Below are 19,079 nucleotides of genomic sequence, written 5' to 3' on the forward strand. Positions count from 1 at the left end.
GTTGACAGATCCCATGATGGGCCATCTGCACACGGGTGTGTCAAGATGTCCGCCATGGCCGATGCTCGACGCTACGGCGGCCAGGACGCCGCGCAGCGCGTGGCGGAGCGCCGCGCCCGGCTGCTCGCCGCCGGTCTCGCCGTGATGGGTGAGCGCGGCGTCGCCGGCGCGACCGTGCGCGGGGTCGCGGAGGCCTCCGGGCTGGCCGCGCGCTACTTCTACGAGAGCCTTCGCGAGCATCGAGGAGCCTGCAGGTCGCGGTCTTCGACACGATCGCGGCCGAGGCCGAGGCGCGCGCCGTCGCGGCGCTGGGCACCGCTCCCGGCGACCCGGTCGGACGGGTCCGGGCGGTGCTGGCCGAGATGGTCGACCTCTACCTCGACGACCCGGCGAAGGGCCGGGTCGCGCTCGTCGACTCGGTGAGTCTCGCCGGTGCTCGGGCCGCGGGTGCTCGCCGAGAGCAGCCGGTTCGCCGGGATGGTCGCCGCCACCGCGTCGAGCGGCGACCCGGGTGCGGCCACCGACGCGCTGCCGGTCGAGCCTGCGGGCCACCGCGCAGTTCCTCATCGGCGGGGTCGCGCACACCATCGGCGCGGTGCTCCGCGGCGACCTGCCCGCCGAGCGCGAGCAGACTGGTGGAGGTGATGGTCGGGCTCTTCCTCGCGGTCCGGCCCGACCTCGTCAGGCGCTGATGCTCGCCTCGGCCAGCAGGCTCGCGCACCCGCGGGATCACCGCGGTGCCGTAGAGACTCGATGCTGTGCATCAGCAGCGGGTGCGGCATCGAGCCGTTGCTGTACTTCAGGTCGAAGCGCTGGATGCCCAGGACCCGCGCGGTGGCGGCGATCTTGCGCGCGACGGTCTCCGGGGAGCCGACGTAGAGCGAGCCCTGCTCGACCTCCGCGTCGTACTGCTCGCGGGTGACCGGGCCCCAACCGCGCTCGGCGCCGATCCGGTCGCGATTGGCCTTGAAGTGCGGGTACAGCAGGCTCGCGGGCGTCGGTGTCGGTGTCCGCGACGAAGCCCGGCGAGTGCACGCCGATCGGCAGGTCCGGCTGCTCGAGCTCGGTGAGAGCGCGCCGGTAGAGGTCGGCGTACGGCGCGAAGCGGGCCGGGTCGCCGCCGATGATCGCCAGCATCAGCGGGAAGCCGTAGCGGGCCGCGCGGACCACGGACTCCGGCGAGCCGCCGACCCCGATCCAGGTCGGCATGTGCCCGCGCTCGGTGCGGGGGAAGACGCGGGCGTCCGTCAGCGGCGGGCGCAGCGTCCCGTTGCTCCACGAGACCGAGCCCTCGCCCTGCAGGGCAGCCCACAGGTCGAGCTTCTCGGCGAAGAGCCGCTCGTAGTCGGCCATGTCGAAGCCGAAGAGGGGGAAGGACTCGGTGAACGAGCCGCGGCCCAGCGTGATCTCGGCGCGACCGCCGGACACCGCGTCCAGCGTCGCGAAGCGCTCGTAGACCCGGACCGGGTCGTCGGAGCCTGAGCACCGTCACTGCCGTGCCGAGCAGGATCCGCTCGGTGCGGCTCGCGATCGCCGCGAGCACCATCTCCGGCGCGGAGACGGCGAAGTCGTCGCGGTGGTGCTCGCCGATGCCGATCGCGTCGACGCCCACCCGGTCGGCCAGGCTCTGCCTCGGCCACCAGGTTGCGGATCACCTGCGGGTAGGGCACCCGCTCGCCCGTCTCGGGGTCGAGGGTGACGTCGCCGAAGGTGTCCAGCCCGAGTCTGCAGGCTCCCGCGGCTCAGCCATCGGTAGGTGCCGCCTCCGGGTCGAAGTCGCGCACCGCGCTGATCACCTGCTCCAGTGCCGGACCGGGCAGCGCGCCGGCCTGCGAGAACACCAGGGCGCCGTTCTTGAACGCCATCAGCGTCGGGATCGAGGTCACCCGCGCGGCGGCCGCGAGCCTGCTGCTCCTCCTCGGTGTTGACCGAGGCGAACACCAGGTCGCCGTGCTTCTCCGAGGCCTCCTCGTAGATGGGCGCGAAGTTGCGGCACGGACCGCACCAGGACGCCCAGAAGTCGACGAACACGATCTGGTTGTCGAGCACCGTCTGCTCGAAGTTGCCGGCGGTGAGGTCGATGGTGGACATGCCCTGGTCAACGTGCGGGGGCGGTGAGAGATTCCTTCATCCGGTCGAGGTCCACGGTGCCCCGCATCCCCGGCACCGAGCCGGCGTCGTCGTGCTGCCACACCGACCAGGGACGACGCGGCGGGCGATCGCCCAGGCGGCGTACCCACTGGGGGTGATCCGCCAGGTCGTCGGCGAAGCCGAAGCGGGCCTCGAGGTCGGGGTAGAGGTAGACCAGGGTCCTCGTGCCGGTCGCCCGGTCGACGCGGCGCAGGAACGCGCGCACCTCGCGCAGCAGGTCCGCGGCGGGCGGCGGGTCGGCGCAGGCGCCCTGCAGGCTCGAGGTCGAGCGCGGGCGGCACGCTCGACCGTGCCGGCCCCAGGACGGCGAGGAAGTGCGCGGCCTGCGCGGCGCCGTCGGAGCAGAGCCTGGAAGTAGTGGTAGCCGGCCACGTCGATGCCCGCCCGCGTCGCCGCCGCCCGGTTGGCCGCGAAGTCGGGGTCGGTGAAGCCGGTGCCCTCGCTCGCCTTGAGGTAGGCGAAGGTGATCCCGCTCCGCGCGACCCGGGGCCAGTCGACCGGGCCCTGGTGGTGCGAGGCGTCGATGCCGTCGCGGTACGCCGGCTTCGTGGGCGGGGAGGTGGGTGAGGGCGAAGGCGTGGGGCTGGGCGTGGACGAGGGGGTGGGCGTCGGGGCCGCGGAGGTCGGTGACGTGCGGGGCGCGGGCGTCGTCGTACCGCCTCCGCAGGCGCTCAGCGCGAGGCCGAGACTCGCCAGCACCACCGGGATCCGCATGGGGCCAGCCTCTCAGGCCGTGGAGACGCGCGGGAAACCGTTGTCCGCTGCGCTCAGCCCGCACCACGTGCGTGCCGAGCGCGGGCCGACGGCCGGTCGGCGCCCGCTGCGGGCGCGTGTGCCGAGGGCGTAGGTTTCTCGCATGGGCGAGACCGTGCGGACCACCCACGTCCTGGTGGACGGGGAGAACATCGACGCCACCTTGGGCAACTCGATCCTGGGTCGCCGTCCGCGCCCGGAGGAGCGGCCCCGCTGGGAGCGGCTGCTGCAGTTCGTCGAGCGGCAGTGGGGGCAGCCGACCAACGGCCTGTTCTTCCTCGCGGCCAACAGCGAGACTGCCGATGTCCTTCGTGCAGGCCCTGATGGCGATCGGCTACCGCCCGATCCCGCTGTCCGGCGGTCCGGGCCAGAAGGTCGTGGACATCGCCATCCAGCGCACCCTGGCCGAGCCTGCGCAGCCGCGACGCCGACGTCGTCCTCGTCAGCAACGACGGCGACTTCCTCGAGCAGGTCGAGGATCTTCTCGACGGGCGCCGGATCGGACTCGCCGGGTTCACCGAGTTCCGCAACAGCGCCTTCACCGCCTACGCCGGGCGCGGGCTGGAGTTCTTCGACCTCGAGTACGACATGCACGCCTTCAACGAGCGCCTGCCGCGCGTGCGGATCATCCCGATCGACGACTTCGACCCGGCCGCCTTCCTCTGATGAGGCTGCTGGTCCTCGGCGGCACGCAGTTCCTCTCCCGCGAGGTGGCCGCCCAGGCAGCCCGGGCCGGGCACGAGGTGGTCTGCGCGAACCGTGGGCGGTCCGGCACCGCCGCGCCGGGCACCACGACGGTGCACTGGGACCGCGACGAGCCGGCACCGCCGGACCTGACCGCCGCCGGGCCGTACGACGCCGTGGTCGACGTCGCCCGGCAGCCGCAGCACGTGCGGCACGCGCTGGCCGCCGTACCGGACGCGCACTGGGTGTTCGTCTCCACGATCTCGGTCTACGCCGACGTGGCCGACCCCGCGGGTCCCGGCACGGGCCGGCTGCACGAGCCGGTCGGCGAGGACTACGGCGCGCTCAAGGTGGCCTGCGAGGAGCCTGGTCCGGGCGGCGGTCCCCGCGACGATCGTGCGCCCCGGCCTGGTCGTCGGGCCGGGCGACCCGAGCGGACGCTTCGCCTACTGGGCGCGGCGCGCCGGCGAGACGGGTGCACTGGTCGGGCCGGGGCAGCCGGACGCGCCGGTCCAGGTGATCGACGTGCGCGACCTCGCCGCGTGGATCATCACCCTCGCCGAGGAGCGACCGGAGACGACCCTCGACGCTGTCGGTCCGGTGCTGCCGATGGCGGACCTCGTGCGCGCGGTCGCCCCCGGCGCGGAGGTGACCTGGCTGCCGGACGCCTTCCTCGCCGAGCAGGGCGTGGCGCCGTGGGCCGGTCCGGACAGCATCCCCGTCTGGCTTCCCCGTCCCGAGCACGACGGCATGCTGGCCCACGACGCGCGGCCGGCCCTCGACGCCGGGCTCACCGTGCGGCCCCTCGCCGAGACGGTCCGGGACACCCGGGCCTGGCTGGAGGCGGACCCGGCGGCCGTGATCGGCGGCATCACCCGCGAGCGGGAGGCCGCCCTCCTCACCGCGTGGAGCACCACCTAGTCTCCTGCGGTGCTCCGCATCGCCACCGTCAACGTCAACGGCATCCGTGCGGCCCACCGCCGCGGCTTCGGTGACTGGCTCGCGACCCGCGGCTGCGACGTCGTCACGCTGCAGGAGGTGCGCTGCCCGGAGGACGCCCTGCCGGAGGGCGCGTTCGGCGACTACCACGCGTCGTACGACCTCGGACAGGTCGCCGGCCGCAACGGGGTCGCGGTGCTCACCAGGACTGCGCCGGTGGCCGTGCGGACCTGGTCGGCGCCCGACCCGGACCGGCCGCTGGCCCGGGAGCCTGAGGAAGCACGCGACCGAGGGCCGGTACGTCGAGGTGGACCTCGCCGACCTACCGCTCACCGTGGCGAGCCTGTACCTGCCCAAGGGCGGGCTGCCCGCGCACCTGCAGGACCCGAGACGGATGCGCGAGAGCCCGGACGGCGGCGCTAAGTACGAGCGGAAGATGCGTTTCCTCGCGGGCTTCGCGCGACACCTGTCGGCAGCGCGGAGGCGCGCGGCCGCGCAGGGCCGTGAGTTCCTGCTCACCGGTGACCTCAACGTCGCGCACACCCGCCTGGACGTCGCGAACTGGCGGCGCAGCAACCAGGTCGAGGGCTTCCTGCCCGAGGAGCGCGCGTGGTTGGACGCCCAGGCTCACCCCGCGCACGCTGGTCGACGTGGTCCGTCGGCTGCACCCGGACACCGAGGGGCCGTACTCCTGGTGGAGCCTGGCTCGGCCAGGCCTACGCCAAGGACGCCGGCTGGCGGATCGACTACCACCTGGCGACCCCGGCGCTGGCGCGCGCGGCCCGGGTGGCGGTGGTGGACCGCGAGCACGACGGAGTGCGCCTCAGCGACCACGCCCCCGTGGTGGTCGACTACAATCCGTACCAGATATCGAAACATACGGGTCGATAGTAGGAACGATCTCGCGTTGAATCGTGCTCCATGAGCACGATGGCCGTCCGCACCGCGGAGGAGCCGATCGCCGCGGCGGCGACGCCCGGCGTCCGGATCGAGGTCGAGGGAACCGTCACCGGCATCCCCTCGATCACCCTGCTTCCCGGCACCACGGTGCACGGCGGCACCCTGGTCTTCGGCGCCCGCGGCGTGCGGCTGACCAGGGACAATGCCCTGGAGGGCGTGACGATCTCCGCGCCGGCGTACGAGACGGCGGTGTGCAACGACACGTCGTACGACGACCTGGGGACGCTCCGGTTGCACGACGTCACCACCCGCGGGCAGGTGATCCTCCTCGCGGAGGGTGCGGTTCGCACGGGGGAGATCCGGATCGAGGGCCTGCACGTGGAGGCTGCCCGGCTCGCCGGCCGGGAGCAACGCCCTCGCGCCCTCGGCGTCGATGCCCACCAGGGCGGGCTCACCGTGTGGAACCGCCAGCACGACCCGGACGTGGTCCTCTCCGCGGAGATCCTCGACGTGTCCGCCGGCAGTGCGCAGGAGCCGATCGGCGGCAGCGGCGTCCTCGTCGGCGGCCGGACCGAGGTCAGCAGGCTGACGACCGGTGAGATCCACACCCACGGCCGGATCCCGGCGGGCACGCCGGACCTCGTCTCCGGCGGCGTCCTCGTGATCACCGGCGCCCGGGTGGGCGCGGTGGTCAACGGGGGCCCGGTCACGACGTACGGCCAGAGCGACATGGTGCTCCTCAACGGGGGGACGGTCGAGACCTGGACGGTGCTCGCGCCGGTGACCTCGCACGGACCGGGCGGGAGCGGCTTCGTGAACCTCGGCGAGCTGACCACCCTCGACGTGCAGGCGCCGGTCCAGACCCACGGCGCGGGCGCACGCGGCTTCGACCTCCGCGACGGCACCCTCGGCTCCGCCCGCTTCGCCTCGATCCGCACCACCGGCGACGGCTCGGCCGGGATCCGGGTCAGCCGGCCGATGGGCGAGCCTGGAGGTGGTCTCCGACGTGTCGACCTACGGCGGGGAGGGGCTGAGCCTCGTCGAGGGCGTGCAGCGCACGCTCTCCGCCGCGGCGCTGAGCATCCAGGAGGACGGCCGGGTCGAGCGGGTCCGGGTCGGCGGGCGGATCGCGACCGCGGGCGACGGCGTGGTCACCGTGGAGATCGGGGGCGAGCTGGGCCGCCTCGACGTCGCCGGCGGGGTGTGGGCCACCGGCCGTGGCAGCGACGCCGTGCACGCGGGTGCCGGCGCGCCGGACCTCACCGACCTGGAGGCCGTGGCGGACCACGGCCGGGCGATCGTGCGCTGACTCTCTCAGGCCCGCGCCGTCAGTGCGCGCGCGGTCGCGACGAGCGCGGTCGCGGCGGCCTCCTCGTCGACCGTGCCGGTGAAGAACACCGTGGAGACGGCAAGGTCGGGCTCGCCGCGCCAGGCGAGCGCCAGGGCCGTCGTGCCGGGGGGGCAGGTCGGCGGTGGTGCGGACCACGGCGGGCTCCTGCTGCTCCTTGCCGGACGCGTCGAGCGCGAGCAGGGCGGTCGCGGCGACGCCGCGGCCCAGGACCGACGCGGAGCCCTCGCGCAGGCCGATCGTGGGCTGGTCGCCGGGTGGTGGCACGCACAGCGCGACCACCTCCTGGTGGCGGTCGCGCACCGAGAGGACCGCCGTGGCGCCGGTGCGCGCGGCGAGCGCGGCCAGCGCCGGGCGGGCGAACTCGACGAGGATCCGCCGCTCGGGCGGGACCAGCCGCAGCAGCCCGAGCCCGGCGCGGTAGCCCTGGCCGTCGGCCTGGACGACCATGCCGCGGTCCTCGAGGGTGCGCAGCAGGCGGTAGGCGATGGACCGGTTGAGACCGCTCTCGCGGGCCACCTCGGTGATCGTCAGCGGCCGCTCGGAGCCGACGACGACGGCGAGCACGTCGAGCCCGCGCGCGAACGTCTGCGCCCCGGCATCGGGACGCCGCCCGCCCTCCTCCTCGTGCACCACGGCGCCACGCTACCGCCGGCGGCTCAGTCGACCTGCCGCTCGCCGGAGACCGGTACGACGGACACGGCCACCAGCGGGAAGGCCGCTGCCAGCACGAACGTCGCGCCGTAGGACCCCGCGGTGATCGCCAGGCCCGCCAGCGGCGGGACGGCCGCCGCGGCCAGCCTGCTGGGCGGTGTTCTGCAGGCCGAGCGCGCGTCCGGACCAGAACGGCCCGGCCCGCTCCGCGACGGCGGTGAAGGCGAGCCCGTTGTCGGCGACGGTGACCGCGGAGGCCACGACGAGCAGGGCGACCGCGGCGGCGGTGAGCGGGCCGGAGCCGTCGGCGGCGAGGGCGGTGAGCCCGAGCAGGGCCATGGTGGCCGCGGCGAGGACGGCGACCGAGCGCATCGGGCGCATCCGGCTGCCGAGCCGGTCGGAGACCCAGCCGGCGCCGACCCGCGCGGCCGCCCCGGCGACCTGGGTGCCGGCGACCACGCCCCCGGCGACGCCGGGGGACCAGCCCAGGTCCTCGACGAGCCAGGTCAGCCCGAAGGTCCACACCAGGAACTGCGGGACCACCAGCAGCACGGACGCGCCGTGGATCCGGGCGAGGAAGGCATCGGCGCGGTAGGGGTTGGCGACCGCGCCGGCCGCGGAGCGGTCCGGGCGCGGCGGGTCGAGCACGACGAGTGCCACCAGGACGGCGCTCAGCACGGCCGCGAGGGTCGGCACCCACAGCGCCGGGCCGATGCCGGCGTGGTGCGCGATGACCGCGACCGTCGCCGCGGCGAGGCCCACCCCGAGCGGCTGCCCGGTCTGCCGGATCCCCATCGCGAGGCCGCGCTGCTCCGGGGGGAACCAGCCCACCACGACGCGCCCCGAGGCGGAGTTGGTCGCCGCGGCGCCCACGCCCGCGACGCACAGCGCCGCCGCCATCGGCCACGGCTCACCCATCAGCGTCGCGACCGCGCCGCCGCCGGCGGTGATCGCCAGCCCGGCCAGCAGCGCGAACCGCTCGCCCCGCCGGTCGACCACGATGCCCCACAGCACGAGCGTGCACGTCAGCCCGGCCGTTGCGGCCGCGGCCACCAGGCCGGCCTCGGCGAGGCTCATCCCGTGCCCGCCCTCGCGCACCGGGCGGTGCAGGCTCCGGGATGAGGAACGCCGGCGAGGAGACCATGGCGGCGCTGGAGGCCTGGGCCGTCGTACCGGCCGCCAGCATCGCCCAGCGACGTGCGACCGTGATCGTCATGCCCTCAGTGGACCACACCGTCCATGAAATGAGACAAATTGTCTTGAGATGCGGACAATCGGGCGCGGACGTCGGCGTCCGAGCAGAATCCCCGGCCGCTCGCCTTGAGGCACAACAGCCCGAGCAGCCGGTCGTCGTCGGCGATCACGGCCATCCGCCGGGTGCCGGTACGACGCATCCAGGCCCCCACCTCGGCGAGCGGCTCGCCCGGCGCGGTCACCCGGCCCGCGGTGCTGCCGAGCCACCGGGCCGGTCCGCTCGTCGCGTCGACGAGGTCTGCGCGGGTCAGTGTGGTGACCAGCCGCGGGCCACGGGTGAGCAGCAGCAGGTGCACCTTGGGGTCGGCGAAGGCCGCCCGTGCCTCGGCGACGCAGACCGAGGCCGGCAGTGTCCTCGGGACGGTCACCATCGCCTCGGCGACCGTCCCGGTCACAGCGCCTCGACCCGCGCGGGGACGTGCTTGTGCCACGGCGTCCCCCAGAACCGGTCGCGCCGGGTGTTCGTCGTCAGGCTGGTTGAGCGGCACGCCGACGACGCTCTCGCCGTCCTCGCCCGGGTAGGCTCACGCCCAGGCCGTTGGGCAGGGAGACGTGCCCCGGCTGCATGATGTCGTTGACCTCGACCGTCGCCTCGGCGCTGCCCTGCTCGGTGACCACGCGAGCGCGCCCTCCGTCGGTCAGGCCCAACGCCTCGGCGTCCTCGGGGAGATCCGCAGCGCACCGTCCGCGTCGCGGCGTCGCCACTGGGGGTTGCGGATGATGACGTTGGCCGTGAAGGAGCGCCGCTCGCCCGCGGAGAGCACCAGCGGAAACTCGGCGCTGGTGTGCGCCGCGGGCGCTGCCAGCACGCGCGACAGGCTCCTCGAGCAGGCTCGGGCACGACGAGGTGGAAGCGCTGGTCCGCGTGGCGGACGTAGCCCCACGCGTCGTCGTGGTCGTCGACGGTGAAGGTGACCCCTTCGCGCCGCTCCAGGATGGCGTCGAAGAGCGCCCGGCCCTTGCGGAAGCCGGCCCCGTCGAAGCCCGCCCGCGCCAGCCCCTCGGGGTGGGCGATGGCGGCGAGGTGCGCCAGCCCCCAGACCGTCGCCGTCGCCTCCCTGCCCTCCCCGAGGGTGCGGCCCAGCGTCCGGTAGAGCAGGTACGGCGTCAGCCCGCGCAGGTCCGGTCGCGCGTGCACGGTCCCGAAGAAGGCCAGCGCGAAGGCCTCCGGGCCGATCCGGGCGGCGGTCGTGGTTCGGTCGAGCACCCGCGGCTCGACCACGCCGAGCCGGTCCAGCACCTCGGTGTAGATCTCCGCCTCCGGCCGGGTGCCGGGCAGGGGCGACATGAGCGGTGCGCGGAGCCTGGAAGACGTTGTGCGGGAAGTGCAGCGTGAAGAGGGAGGCCTCCCACTTCTCGAACTGGCTCGCCGCGGGCAGCACGAAGTCCGCGCAGCGCGCGGTCTCGGTCATCGCCACGTCGATCACCACGCTGACGTCGAGCCTGCGCGAAGGCCGCCCGGAGCCTGGTCGGACTCCGGCAGGGAGTGCACCGGGTTGGACGCCTCGACCCACAGTGCGCGGATCCGCTCCGGGTGGTCGGTCAGGATCTCCTCCACCAGCGCGGACGCCGGCATGATGCCGCCGATGACCCGGGCGCCGGTGACCGGCGTGGTCTCCGGTGCGGAGTGGTCCATCGAGACCCGGGCGGCAAGATCCGCGGCGAGCGGGACAGCGGTCGCCTCGAAGAAGGCGTCGAGCAGGCCGCCGGCGACCGTGGCGGCCACCTTCCCTGTCCCGGTGCGCCCGGCCAGGGCCAGCCCGCGGCGCAGTGCCCCGGAGCCGACGCTCATCGCCGCGAGACCGAGCGTCCGTCGTACCCGCTGGCGGGCGAGGCGCTCGTGCTGGCCGATCGGGAACCAGTGGCCCGCGATGGGGAAGAGCCAGGAGTGCATGTGCATCGCGCCGGGCTTGGCGAAGGCTGCCGGTGAGGATCCACAGCATCTTCTGCACGTACGAGACGACCGTGCTGTTGGGCGCCATCTGCACCCCCAGGTCCTCGTACGTCGCCACGCTCTCCGCGTCCGCGATGCGCCGGGCGGCGGCGCGGATCAGGTCCTCCTCCACCCCGCAGGTGGCGGCGCAGGCGGCGATGTCGACGCGCCGGAAGTGGGCGAGCACGGTCTCCACGCCGCTCGCGTGCGCCGCCAGCCACGCGTGGGCGACCAGGTCCTCCTGGACGAGGGTCGCGACCATCGCGGCCAGGCACCACACGTCGGTGCCGGGCCGCACCTGGAGGTGGAAGTCCGCGAATCCGGCGGTCTCCGAGCGGCGCGGGTCGATGACGATCATCGACCGCCTCGGGTCCCGAGAGATCTCACGCAGGGTGGGTCGTGAGCGTGCGACGCCGTGCGACTGCCAGGGGTTCTTGCCGACGAAGACCGCGACCTCGGTGTGCTCGAAGTCGCCGGTGGTGTGGCTGCCGTAGAGCAGGCTCGTCGACCCACGCCTCGCCGGTCTTCTCCTGGGCCAGCGCGTTGGAGTAGAGCCGTACGCCGAGGGCGTTCATCAGGGCCCGTCCGTGCGCGCCCTGCAGGTGGTTGCCCTGCCCGCCGCCGCCGTAGAACGCGATGCTCTCGCCGCCGTGCTCCGCGCGCACCGCGCTCAGCCGCGCGGCGATCTCGTCGAGAGCGGTCGCCCAGCCGATCGGCTCGTAGGTCCCGTCCGGGCGGCGCCGCATCGGGGTGTCCAGCCGGTGCTGGCCGTTCTGGTAGTAGTCCAGGCGCAGCGGCTTCTCGCAGGTGTAGCCCTGCGACTCCGGATGCTCCTTGTCGCCGCGGATCTTCGCCAGCCGCCGCCCGTCGAGGGCCACCTCCAGCCCGCAGTTGCACTCGCACAGGATGCAGGCGGTCTTCTGCCAGGCCGGGGACTCCGTCGTCGACGTCATGGGACCGACCATCGGCTATGCAACATGTCATAGTCAAGAGTCGGGTTAGGGTGATCCGAGTCGCACGGGGAGGCGGAGCAGGTGGCACGTGGCACGAGACAGCGGATGGTCGACAGCGCCGTGGAGCCTGCTGCGCGAGGGCGGCACCGGCGCGGTGACCCTCGACGCCGTGCTGCGCCGTGCGGACGCGCCGCGCGGCTCGGTCTACCACCACTTTCCCGGCGGCCGGGACCAGGCTGCTGCTCGAGGCCGGCGAGCAGGGCGCCGACTTCATCGGCCGGATGATCGACGGCGTCGAGGGCGATCCCGCCGAGACTCATCGACCTCTTCGTGGAGTTCTGGCGTGCGCTGCTCCTCGACAGCGACTTCGAGGCCGGCTGCCCGGTCGCCTCCCTCGCGCTGACCCCGGGCTCCACCGACACTGCCGAGGTCGCCCGTCGCGCGTTCACCCGCTGGGCCGCGTCGATCGCCGCGCGCCTGGTCGCCGCCGGCCGCGAGACGGAGGAGGCGCGAGCCCTGGCCTCGGCCGCCCTCGCCGCCGTCGAGGGCGCCATCCTGCTCGCCCGCGCCCACCGCTCGACCCAGCCGCTCGACGACGTCGGGCGGGTGCTGCACGCCTACCTGGCGCTCTAGCCAGATCTGCGTGCTGACGTCGCCGGCACCGCGGGCCGTTGGCGGGCGAGCCACGTGTGCCGTCGGTGGCGACGCGCTACCTTGCGACACGTGAACAAGACTTCCGGGACCCTCGCCGCCCTCGCCGCCGTCCTCGCCCTCGCCGGGTGTGGCAACGATGACGGGGCCAAGGACTCCTCGGACGCCGACCAGCCCGCCGCTCTCACCAAGAGCGAGCCTGATCGCGAAGGGCGACGCCATCTGCAAGGCCGGCAACGACCGCATCGAGAAGGCCGGGGCCGGCTTCGACGAGAACTCCTCGAAGGAGGAGGTCGTCGCCTTCGTCAAGGACACCCTGGTCCCCGACGTCGAGCGCCAGGCTCGCGAGTCGCGCGCCCTCGAGCCCCCGGCGGCCGACGCGAAGACCTACGAGGCGATCCTCGACGCGATCGACACCGAGGTCGCCAAGGTGAAGAAGGACCCGATGGAGGCGCTGAGCTCCGACGACCCGTTCGCCCAGGCCAACCAGACTCGCCACGAAGTACGGCTTCAAGGAGTGCGGCGACAGGTGGTTAGTCGCCGCTCGGCACGATCGCCGAGATCACCGTCCCGTCGGCCCGCTGGATCCCCGCCGGGTACGGCGGCTCGCCCTCCAGTCGCGGGCCCTGGTGCTCCAGCGGGAGCACCACCGGGTCGCCGGGGAGGAGCCTTCACCGGCTCCCCGCGCACGGAGAGCGTGACCGGACCGTCGCCGGCCTCGACGTACAGGCTCGAGACCGGTGGGCCGGACCGCCACGCGGACCCGGGTGCCGAGCAGGGTGACCCGGTAGGTGAGGGAGTCCCAGCCGTCCGGCAGTCGCGGGTCGATCTGCCACTGCTGGTCGCCGGCCCCCGAGCCGATGTCGCGGAAGCCGCCGAAGCCGCCGACCAGGGCACTCCACACCCCGCCGGTGGAGGCGACGTGCACCCCGTCGGAGGTGTTGTTGTGGCGGTCGTCGAGGTCGACGAAGAGGGCGGACATGAAGTACCGCAGCGCGAGGTCGTGGTAGCCGACCTCCGCGGCGATGATCGACTGCACCACCGCGGACAGCGTGGAGTCGCCGGTGGTGATCGGGTCGTAGTAGTCGAAGTCCGCCTTCTTCTGCTCGGGCGTGAACTCCTCGCCCTGCAGAAAGAGGGCGAGCACCACGTCGGCCTGCTTGAGCACCTGGAAGCGGTAGATCACCAGCGGGTGGTAGTTCAGCAGCAGCGGCCGCTTGTCGAGCGGGGTGTTCTCCAGGTCCCACATCTCGCGCTCGAGGAAGTGGCGGTCCTGCGGGTGGATGCCGAGGAACTCGTCGTAGGGGATGTACATCCCCTGGGCGCACTCGGCCCACTCCTCGGGCTCGTCCTCGGTCAGCCCGGTCCGGCGCACCAGCCCCTCGTAGGCCGTCGGGTCGTCGCGCTGCAGGCTCCCACACGGCCCGGGCGGCGCGGCGCAGGTTGAAGCGCGCGAGCACGTTCGTGTACAGGTTGTCGTTGACGACGGTGGTGTACTCGTCCGGCCCGGTCACGCCGTGGATGTGGAAGGTGCGGCTGCCGCCCTCGCCGGCGTGGTCGTCGCGCCAGAACCCGAGATCGGCCCACAGCCGCGCGGTCTCCACGAAGATGTCGACCGCCTCGCGGGCCAGGAACTCCTGGTCGCCGGTGGCGCCGGCGTACTGGCTCAGGGCGTAGGCGATGTCCGCGTCGATGTGGTACTGCGCCGTGCCGGCCGCGTAGTACGCCGACGCCTCGTGCCCGTTGATCGTGCGCCACGGGAAGAGCGCGCCCTTCTGCGACAGGCTCGCGGGCGCGGTGCCGGGCGTTGCCGAGCAGCGTGGAGCGGAAGCGCAGCGCGTTCCGCGCCGCCCACGGCATCGTGTAGGTGAGGAAGGGCATCACGTAGATCTCGGTGTCCCAGAAGTAGTGGCCGCCGTAGCCGGAGCCGCTCACCCCCTTGGCCGCGATGCCCTGCCCCTCGGCCCGCGCCGAGGCCTGCAGGATCGAGAAGAGGTTCCACCGCACGGCCTGCTGCAGGCTCGGGCTGGCCCGGGATCTCCACGTCCGCGCGGGACCAGAAGTCCGCGAGCCAGGCCTCCTGGGCGGCGTACTGGTGGGCGACGGTCTCCTCGTGCGTGCGGTCCAGGGTCCGCTCGCAGCGGTCGATCAGGCTCGCGCGGCGGGACGGTCTCGGCGGTGTGGAAGGCGACCAGGCTTGGTCAGCCGGACCGGGACGCCGGGCTCGGCCGCGACCCGGTAGATCACCTTGGCCATGTCGTCCTCGGAGTGCACCTCCATGGAGTACGACGAGGCGGTCTCCAGCGTGTGGTCGGCGACCACGCCCAGGGTCATCCCGCTCTGCGCGGTGCGGTAGCCGAGCCTTGATCCGCCCGGTCTCCGGGTCGGCGTCGTGGAGCCGGGGGACGAGCACGCGACGGCTGAACATCTCGGCCTTGCGCGGGTCCGCCTTGCCCTGCTCGCCACCGCCGCCGTTGGGCGCCTCGCCCTCCTGGTCCTGGCGGTTGATCAGCCTGCGAGGAGATCGCCAGCGAGGCGTGCTGGTCGAGCGGGGTCACCTCGAAGGTGAGCACCGCGAGGTGGCGCTGCTCCAGCGGCACCATCCGGGTGCTGCGGATCCGCACCCGCTTGCCGCCGGGCGTGCGCCAGAGCAGGCTCGCGGGAGAGCACGCCGGTGCGGAAGTCGAGCGCACGCTCGTACTCGATGAGGTCGGCGACCGAGACCTGGAGCGGCTCGTCGTCGACGTAGAGCCGGATCACCTTGGGGTCCGGCACGTTGACGATCGTCTGGCCGACCCGCGCGAAGCCGTAGGCCTCCTCGGCGTGGGAGATCGGCCAGGTCTCGTGGAAGCCGTTGATGTAGGTGCCGTCGACGTGCGCGTCCCGGCTCTCGGAGTAGTTGCCGCGCAGGCCGAGGTAGCCGTTGCCGACGGTGAACAGCGACTCGGTCGTGCCGAGGTCGTGCTTGTCGAAGCGGGTCTCGACCAGGCGCCACTCGTCGGCGGGGAAGCGGGTGCGGTCCAGCGGGTCGGCGACCGGCGGGGCCTTGTGCGAGGGGCCGTCCGGCGGCGGCGCGTTCACGCCTGCTCCCCGGCGAGACTCGGCGAGGTCCTTCACGACGATGTCCGCGCCCGCCTGGCGCAGCGCGTCCGCACCCGCGCCGCGGTCGACGCCGATCACCAGGCCGAAGCCTCCCGCGTGCCCGGCCGCCACCCCGCTGGTGGCGTCCTCGAGCACGACCGCCTTGTCGTCGGTGGCCCCCAGCACCTGGGCCGCGTGCGCGAAGGTGTCCGGCGCCGGCTTGCCCGGCAGGCCCAGGCTCGGCCGCGAGCCCGCCGTGCATGACGAAGTCGAAGTACCGGGTCAGGCCCGCCGCCTCCAGCACCGCGGGGGCGTTCTTCGAGGACGACACGACGGCCAGGCTTCCGGCCGCTCGCGTGCAGGCTGCTCGATCAGGGTGACCGAGCCCGGGTAGGCCTCCACGCCGTCCCGGTCGAGGATCTCGTTGAAGGCGTCGTTCTTGCGGTTGCCCAGCCCGCACACCGTCTCCGCGTCCGGGGGATCGTCCGGGGTGCCCTCCGGCAGGGTGATCCCGCGGGAGGCGAGGAACGCGCGGACGCCGTCGTAGCGGGGCTTGCCGTCGACATGGTCGAAGTAGTCCTGCTCGGTGTACGGCGCCGCGTCCGGCGCGTGCGCCTGGAGGAAGGCGGTGAACATCTCCGCCCAGGCGTGCATGTGCACCTCGGCCGTCGGCGTCACGACGCCGTCGAGGTCGAAGAGCACGGCGTCGTACAGGGTCCAGTCGACAGGGGTCCGGGGCACGGGGTTCAGGCTAGCCGGGCGACGGAGTGGTGGGTGTCACCCGGATCTCGGGGCCGGATCAGGGAACATCCGGATCTGTCGGAGTCTGTCGTCTGGTGGAATAGCGCCATGCGCATCCCCCTCCTCGGCACCGTGAAGCAGCGCGCCGGCGTCTGGCTGCTCAACCGGACGATGCGCAACGGCATCGACCTGCGCAAGCCTGCGCTTCCTGCCGTCCGCCGTCACCCTCCCGCTCAAGCGCGACGGGCTCGACCCGCTTCCCGCGATGATGAAGGTGCAGGCCGAGCAGCCGGTCAAGAAGCTCGCCGACCTCTTCGGCAAGGGCGTGTGGCTCGTCAGCGGGTACGACGAGTCGCGCGAGGTCCTCGCCGGCGGCGCCGACGTGTGGTCCAACGACCTCGGCCAGTTCGTCTCCCAGGAGGGGCGCTCGGAGGAGGAGCAGATCGGCGGCCTCGGGATGACCGACCCGCCGCTGCACACCGCCCTGCGCCGCTACCTCACCCCCGAGTTCACGATGCGCCGCCTGGCCCGCCTGCAGCCCGGCATCGAGTCGATCGTCAAGCAGCGCCTCGACGCGATGGCCGCTGCGGGTGCCTCGGGCAAGCCGGTCGACATGGTCGAGGAGTTCGCGTTCGCCGTGCCGTTCGACGTGATCTGCGACCTGCTCGGGCTCCCCGTCGACGACCGCGCGCGCTTCCTGGAGCTCGGTGTCGCCCGCTTCGACCTCACCGAGGGCGGGGCCGGTGCCTTCGGTGCGGCCGCGCACACCCGCGAGTTCCTGATCAACGCGGTGCGCGAGCAGCGGGCCCACCCCGGCGACGGCCTGATCGGCGCGCTCCTCAAGGAGCACGGCGACGAGCTCGACGACGTCACCCTCGGCGGGATCGCCGACGGCGTCTTCCTCGGCGGCTACGAGACCTCCGCGTCCATGCTCGCGCTGGGCGCCTACCTCATCGCCACGACGCCGAAGGCCGGGGAGATGCTGCGCTCCGAGGACGCCGAGCAGGTCAACCAGGTCGTCGAGGAGCCTGCTGCGCCACCTGTGCGTCGTCCAGGCTGGCCTTCCTGCGCTTCGCCAAGACCGACGTCGAGGTCGGCGGCGTGCTGATCAAGGAGGGCGACGCCGTCGGCGTCTCGCTCCTCGCGGCCAACCGCGACCCGGTGCTCGGCGAGGACCTCGGCACCTTCGACCCCGAGCGCGAGCCCACCCGCCACCTGGCCTTCGGCTGGGGCATGCACCGCTGTGTCGGCGCCGAGCCTGGCGCGGATGGAGCCTGCGCACTGCCCTGCAGATGCTCGCCGAGCGCTTCCCGAACCTCGCCATGGCCGCCGACATCTCCGACCTCGACTTCCGCAAGGCTCTCCGCGGTCTACGGCGTCGAGGCGCTGCCCGTGCTGCTCGACGGCGACCGGGCGCCGGTCTCCGCCTGAGCCGGCCGGTTGTCCGCTCGCGACGGCGGGTGCGGCGGCGCTAGGTTCGGTGGTCATGACGTCGGTCAAGCAGGTCCAGGTCACCTTCGACTGCGCGGAGCCGGAGCGGGTCGCCCGGTTCTGGTCCGAGGTGCTGGGCTACGTCGTCCCGCCGGACGCGAGCGGCTTCGAGGACTGGAGCGCGTGCGTGGACCCGACCGGGGCCGGTCCCCGGCTGTACTTCCAGCGGGTGCCGGAGGGGAAGACCGTCAAGAACCGCGTGCACCTCGACGTCCGGGTCGGCACAGGTCTGGCCGGCGCGGAGCGGCTGGCCGCCCTCGAGGCCGAGTGCGCCCGGCTGGTGCCGCTCGGCGCGACCCGGCTGGAGTCTGCTGGACGACGGCACGGACTCCTGCATCGTGATGCAGGACATCGAGGGCAACGAGTTCTGCATCGACTGAAGCGCCCGGGCGTCGGCCTACTTGCTGGTCGTCAGCCGGTACTGCCGCACCGCCAGCGGCGCGAACACCGCGATGATCCCGACCACCCAGATCAGGGTGTAGGCGACCGGGTGCTGCAGCGACCACGCGTCGGAGCCGGGCCCGACGCCGGTGTTGCCGAACAGGTCGCGACTGGCCTGGGTGACCGCGGAGACCGGGTTCCACTCGACGACGGGCTTGAGCACGCTGTTGAAGGAGCCTGGTCGGCACGAAGGCGTTGGAGACGAAGGTCAACGGCATGATCACGATGAACGACGCGTTGTTGATGACCTCCACGCTGGGCACCATCAGCCCGACCCAGGCCATCACCCAGGCTGATCGCGTAGCCGAAGACGAGCAGCAGCGCGAAGCCCGCGATCGCGTCCAGGAAGCCCTCGCGGATGCGCCAGCCGACGACGAAGCCGGTGATCGCCATGATGATCAGCGAGAGCACGTTGTAGACCACGTCGGAGGACGTGCGCCCCACCAGGACGGCGGAGTTGGACATCGGCAGCGAGCGGAACCGGTCGATGATGCCCTTCTGCATGTCCTCGGCCAGACCGGCGCCGGTGAAGGTCGCGCCGAACACGATGGTCTGGCCGAAGATGCCGGCGATCAGCCACTCGCGGTAGTTGACGCCCGGGGTCTCGATCGCGCCGCCGAAGACGTAGGCGAACAGCAGCACGAACATGATCGGGCTGACCAGGACGAAGACCAGGATCTCGGGGACCCGCACGATCTTGATCAGGTTGCGCTGGGCGACCACCCAGCCGTCGTTCACCGCTTGCGCCATGGTGCTCACTGCTCGGCCTCCGTGCTGTCGTGTCCGGTCAGGGAGAGGAAGACGTCGTCGAGGGTGGGCCGTCGCAGCCCGACGTCGAGGACCTTGACCGCGTCGCGCTCGAAGGCCTGCAGCACGCGCAGCAGGTCGCCGGCGGCCTCGTCGCCGACGGCGGCGGCCAGCTCGCGGCCGCCACCGGTGACCTGCACCTCGCCGACCGCGACCTCGTTGAGCACGCGGCTCGCGGCATCCGCGTCGGCCGGGCTCACCAGCACGACCTCGATCCGCTGGCCGCCGGTCTGCGCCTTGAGCTCGTCGGCGGTGCCGTGCGCGATCTCGCGGCCGTGGTCGATCACCACGATGTCGT

Annotated in this window: 21 protein-coding genes and 6 pseudogenes; 12 read left to right on the forward strand and 15 right to left on the reverse strand. The window is 73.1% G+C overall.

Annotation, left to right across the window (positions count from 1 at the left end; all coding sequences use genetic code 11):
* The first annotated feature begins 45 nt into the window (after positions 1–45).
* Complete coding sequence (locus G5V59_RS23105) at positions 46–423, forward strand: hypothetical protein (RefSeq protein ID WP_278258017.1); 378 nt, start codon at positions 46–48, stop codon at positions 421–423.
* Between the two features lie 9 nt (positions 424–432).
* Entirely contained in the window at positions 433–645 is a 213-nt protein-coding gene (locus G5V59_RS23110; protein WP_278258018.1) for a hypothetical protein, read from the forward strand.
* 84 nt (positions 646–729) lie between these two features.
* On the opposite strand, the gene G5V59_RS23115 is transcribed toward G5V59_RS23110, so the two are convergent.
* The 5 genes and pseudogenes from G5V59_RS23115 to G5V59_RS23135 all read right to left on the reverse strand — a co-directional run.
* Positions 730–1,428 carry an LLM class flavin-dependent oxidoreductase gene (locus G5V59_RS23115; protein WP_278258019.1) on the reverse strand — a complete coding sequence of 233 codons (699 nt, stop codon included), beginning with the start codon at positions 1,426–1,428 and terminating at the stop codon, positions 730–732.
* Positions 1,429–1,522: 94 nt separating this feature from the next.
* Positions 1,523–1,612, reverse strand: a pseudogene (locus G5V59_RS23120) (hypothetical protein); the annotation flags it as partial.
* A 130-nt stretch (positions 1,613–1,742) separates the two neighbouring features.
* Positions 1,743–2,091 (reverse strand): annotated as a pseudogene (trxA, locus tag G5V59_RS23125) (thioredoxin).
* Positions 2,092–2,098: 7 nt separating this feature from the next.
* On the reverse strand, positions 2,099–2,644 hold the full coding sequence (locus tag G5V59_RS23130; RefSeq protein ID WP_278260013.1) for a GH25 family lysozyme: 546 nt from the start codon (positions 2,642–2,644) through the stop codon (positions 2,099–2,101).
* Positions 2,554–2,865, reverse strand: a pseudogene (locus G5V59_RS23135) (GH25 family lysozyme); the annotation flags it as partial. The pseudogene G5V59_RS23135 and the gene G5V59_RS23130, both read right to left, overlap by 91 nt.
* A 341-nt stretch (positions 2,866–3,206) precedes the next feature.
* Here G5V59_RS23135 and G5V59_RS23140 point away from each other — a divergent pair.
* Genes G5V59_RS23140 through G5V59_RS23150 form a run of 4 tightly spaced genes read left to right on the forward strand, consistent with a single transcriptional unit; the run spans position 3,207 to position 7,275 of the window.
* On the forward strand, positions 3,207–4,583 hold the full coding sequence (locus G5V59_RS23140; protein WP_278258020.1) for a hypothetical protein: 1,377 nt from the start codon (positions 3,207–3,209) through the stop codon (positions 4,581–4,583).
* Positions 4,519–4,950 carry an endonuclease/exonuclease/phosphatase family protein gene (locus tag G5V59_RS37500; protein WP_341351010.1) on the forward strand — a complete coding sequence of 144 codons (432 nt, stop codon included), beginning with the start codon at positions 4,519–4,521 and terminating at the stop codon, positions 4,948–4,950. Before G5V59_RS23140 ends, G5V59_RS37500 begins: the two co-directional genes overlap by 65 nt.
* Before the next feature lie 13 nt (positions 4,951–4,963).
* On the forward strand, positions 4,964–5,452 hold the full coding sequence (locus G5V59_RS37505; protein ID WP_341351011.1) for a hypothetical protein: 489 nt from the start codon (positions 4,964–4,966) through the stop codon (positions 5,450–5,452).
* Positions 5,453–5,457: 5 nt separating this feature from the next.
* Positions 5,458–7,275, forward strand: coding sequence for a hypothetical protein (locus G5V59_RS23150; protein ID WP_278258021.1), 1,818 nt, complete (start codon positions 5,458–5,460; stop codon positions 7,273–7,275).
* Between the two features lie 145 nt (positions 7,276–7,420).
* On the opposite strand, the gene G5V59_RS23155 is transcribed toward G5V59_RS23150, so the two are convergent.
* The 6 genes from G5V59_RS23155 to G5V59_RS23180 are packed head-to-tail and all read right to left on the reverse strand — an operon-like array spanning position 7,421 to position 11,569.
* Complete coding sequence (locus G5V59_RS23155; RefSeq protein WP_278260014.1) at positions 7,421–8,458, reverse strand: MFS transporter; 1,038 nt, start codon at positions 8,456–8,458, stop codon at positions 7,421–7,423.
* Complete coding sequence (locus G5V59_RS23160; RefSeq protein ID WP_278258022.1) at positions 8,340–8,645, reverse strand: hypothetical protein; 306 nt, start codon at positions 8,643–8,645, stop codon at positions 8,340–8,342. Before G5V59_RS23160 ends, G5V59_RS23155 begins: the two co-directional genes overlap by 119 nt.
* Positions 8,646–8,649: 4 nt before the next feature.
* Positions 8,650–9,171 carry a hypothetical protein gene (locus tag G5V59_RS23165; protein WP_278258023.1) on the reverse strand — a complete coding sequence of 174 codons (522 nt, stop codon included), beginning with the start codon at positions 9,169–9,171 and terminating at the stop codon, positions 8,650–8,652.
* A complete protein-coding gene (locus tag G5V59_RS23170) occupies positions 9,152–9,331 on the reverse strand; it encodes a hypothetical protein (RefSeq protein WP_278258024.1) in 180 nt (59 codons plus the stop codon). Before G5V59_RS23170 ends, G5V59_RS23165 begins: the two co-directional genes overlap by 20 nt.
* Positions 9,322–11,115, reverse strand: a complete 1,794-nt coding sequence (locus G5V59_RS23175; RefSeq protein ID WP_278260015.1) for a molybdopterin-dependent oxidoreductase — start codon at positions 11,113–11,115, stop codon at positions 9,322–9,324. The genes G5V59_RS23170 and G5V59_RS23175 overlap by 10 nt, the downstream gene beginning before the upstream one ends.
* On the reverse strand, positions 11,000–11,569 hold the full coding sequence (locus G5V59_RS23180; RefSeq protein ID WP_278258025.1) for a molybdopterin-dependent oxidoreductase: 570 nt from the start codon (positions 11,567–11,569) through the stop codon (positions 11,000–11,002). The genes G5V59_RS23175 and G5V59_RS23180 overlap by 116 nt, the downstream gene beginning before the upstream one ends.
* Positions 11,570–11,674: 105 nt before the next feature.
* On the opposite strand from G5V59_RS23180, the gene G5V59_RS23185 reads away from it, so the two are divergent.
* The 3 genes from G5V59_RS23185 to G5V59_RS23195 all read left to right on the forward strand — a co-directional run bounded on the left by G5V59_RS23185 (position 11,675) and on the right by G5V59_RS23195 (position 12,757).
* Positions 11,675–11,854 (forward strand): hypothetical protein, encoded by a 180-nt coding sequence (locus tag G5V59_RS23185; RefSeq protein WP_278258026.1) that lies wholly within the window; start codon positions 11,675–11,677, stop codon positions 11,852–11,854.
* Positions 11,855–11,899: 45 nt separating this feature from the next.
* The gene (locus tag G5V59_RS23190; protein ID WP_278258027.1) at positions 11,900–12,202 is read left to right on the forward strand and encodes a hypothetical protein; all 303 of its coding nucleotides are present in this window, start codon (positions 11,900–11,902) and stop codon (positions 12,200–12,202) included.
* Between the two features lie 90 nt (positions 12,203–12,292).
* Complete coding sequence (locus G5V59_RS23195) at positions 12,293–12,757, forward strand: hypothetical protein (protein ID WP_278258028.1); 465 nt, start codon at positions 12,293–12,295, stop codon at positions 12,755–12,757.
* Positions 12,758–12,995: 238 nt separating this feature from the next.
* Here the strand turns inward: G5V59_RS23195 and G5V59_RS37510 are convergent.
* Together G5V59_RS37510 and G5V59_RS23230 are read right to left on the reverse strand one after the other, a co-directional pair.
* Positions 12,996–15,301, reverse strand: a pseudogene (locus G5V59_RS37510) (glycoside hydrolase family 65 protein); the annotation flags it as partial.
* An 18-nt stretch (positions 15,302–15,319) separates the two neighbouring features.
* Positions 15,320–16,042 (reverse strand): annotated as a pseudogene (locus G5V59_RS23230) (beta-phosphoglucomutase family hydrolase); the annotation flags it as partial.
* 265 nt (positions 16,043–16,307) lie between these two features.
* On the opposite strand from G5V59_RS23230, the gene G5V59_RS23235 reads away from it, so the two are divergent.
* The 3 genes and pseudogenes from G5V59_RS23235 to G5V59_RS23245 all read left to right on the forward strand — a co-directional run bounded on the left by G5V59_RS23235 (position 16,308) and on the right by G5V59_RS23245 (position 17,913).
* Positions 16,308–17,150, forward strand: coding sequence for a hypothetical protein (locus tag G5V59_RS23235; protein ID WP_278258031.1), 843 nt, complete (start codon positions 16,308–16,310; stop codon positions 17,148–17,150).
* The gene (locus G5V59_RS23240) at positions 17,144–17,473 is read left to right on the forward strand and encodes a hypothetical protein (RefSeq protein WP_278258032.1); all 330 of its coding nucleotides are present in this window, start codon (positions 17,144–17,146) and stop codon (positions 17,471–17,473) included. Before G5V59_RS23235 ends, G5V59_RS23240 begins: the two co-directional genes overlap by 7 nt.
* A gap of 55 nt (positions 17,474–17,528) precedes the next feature.
* Positions 17,529–17,913 (forward strand): annotated as a pseudogene (locus tag G5V59_RS23245) (VOC family protein).
* A gap of 91 nt (positions 17,914–18,004) precedes the next feature.
* On the opposite strand, the gene G5V59_RS23250 reads toward G5V59_RS23245, so the two are convergent.
* Positions 18,005–18,724, reverse strand: a complete 720-nt coding sequence (locus G5V59_RS23250; RefSeq protein ID WP_278260016.1) for an ABC transporter permease — start codon at positions 18,722–18,724, stop codon at positions 18,005–18,007.
* A 5-nt stretch (positions 18,725–18,729) separates the two neighbouring features.
* Positions 18,730–19,071 carry a DUF4162 domain-containing protein gene (locus tag G5V59_RS37515; RefSeq protein WP_341351012.1) on the reverse strand — a complete coding sequence of 114 codons (342 nt, stop codon included), beginning with the start codon at positions 19,069–19,071 and terminating at the stop codon, positions 18,730–18,732.
* Between the last annotated feature and the right edge of the window lie 8 nt (positions 19,072–19,079).

It is taken from the genome of Nocardioides convexus (assembly GCF_011090295.1).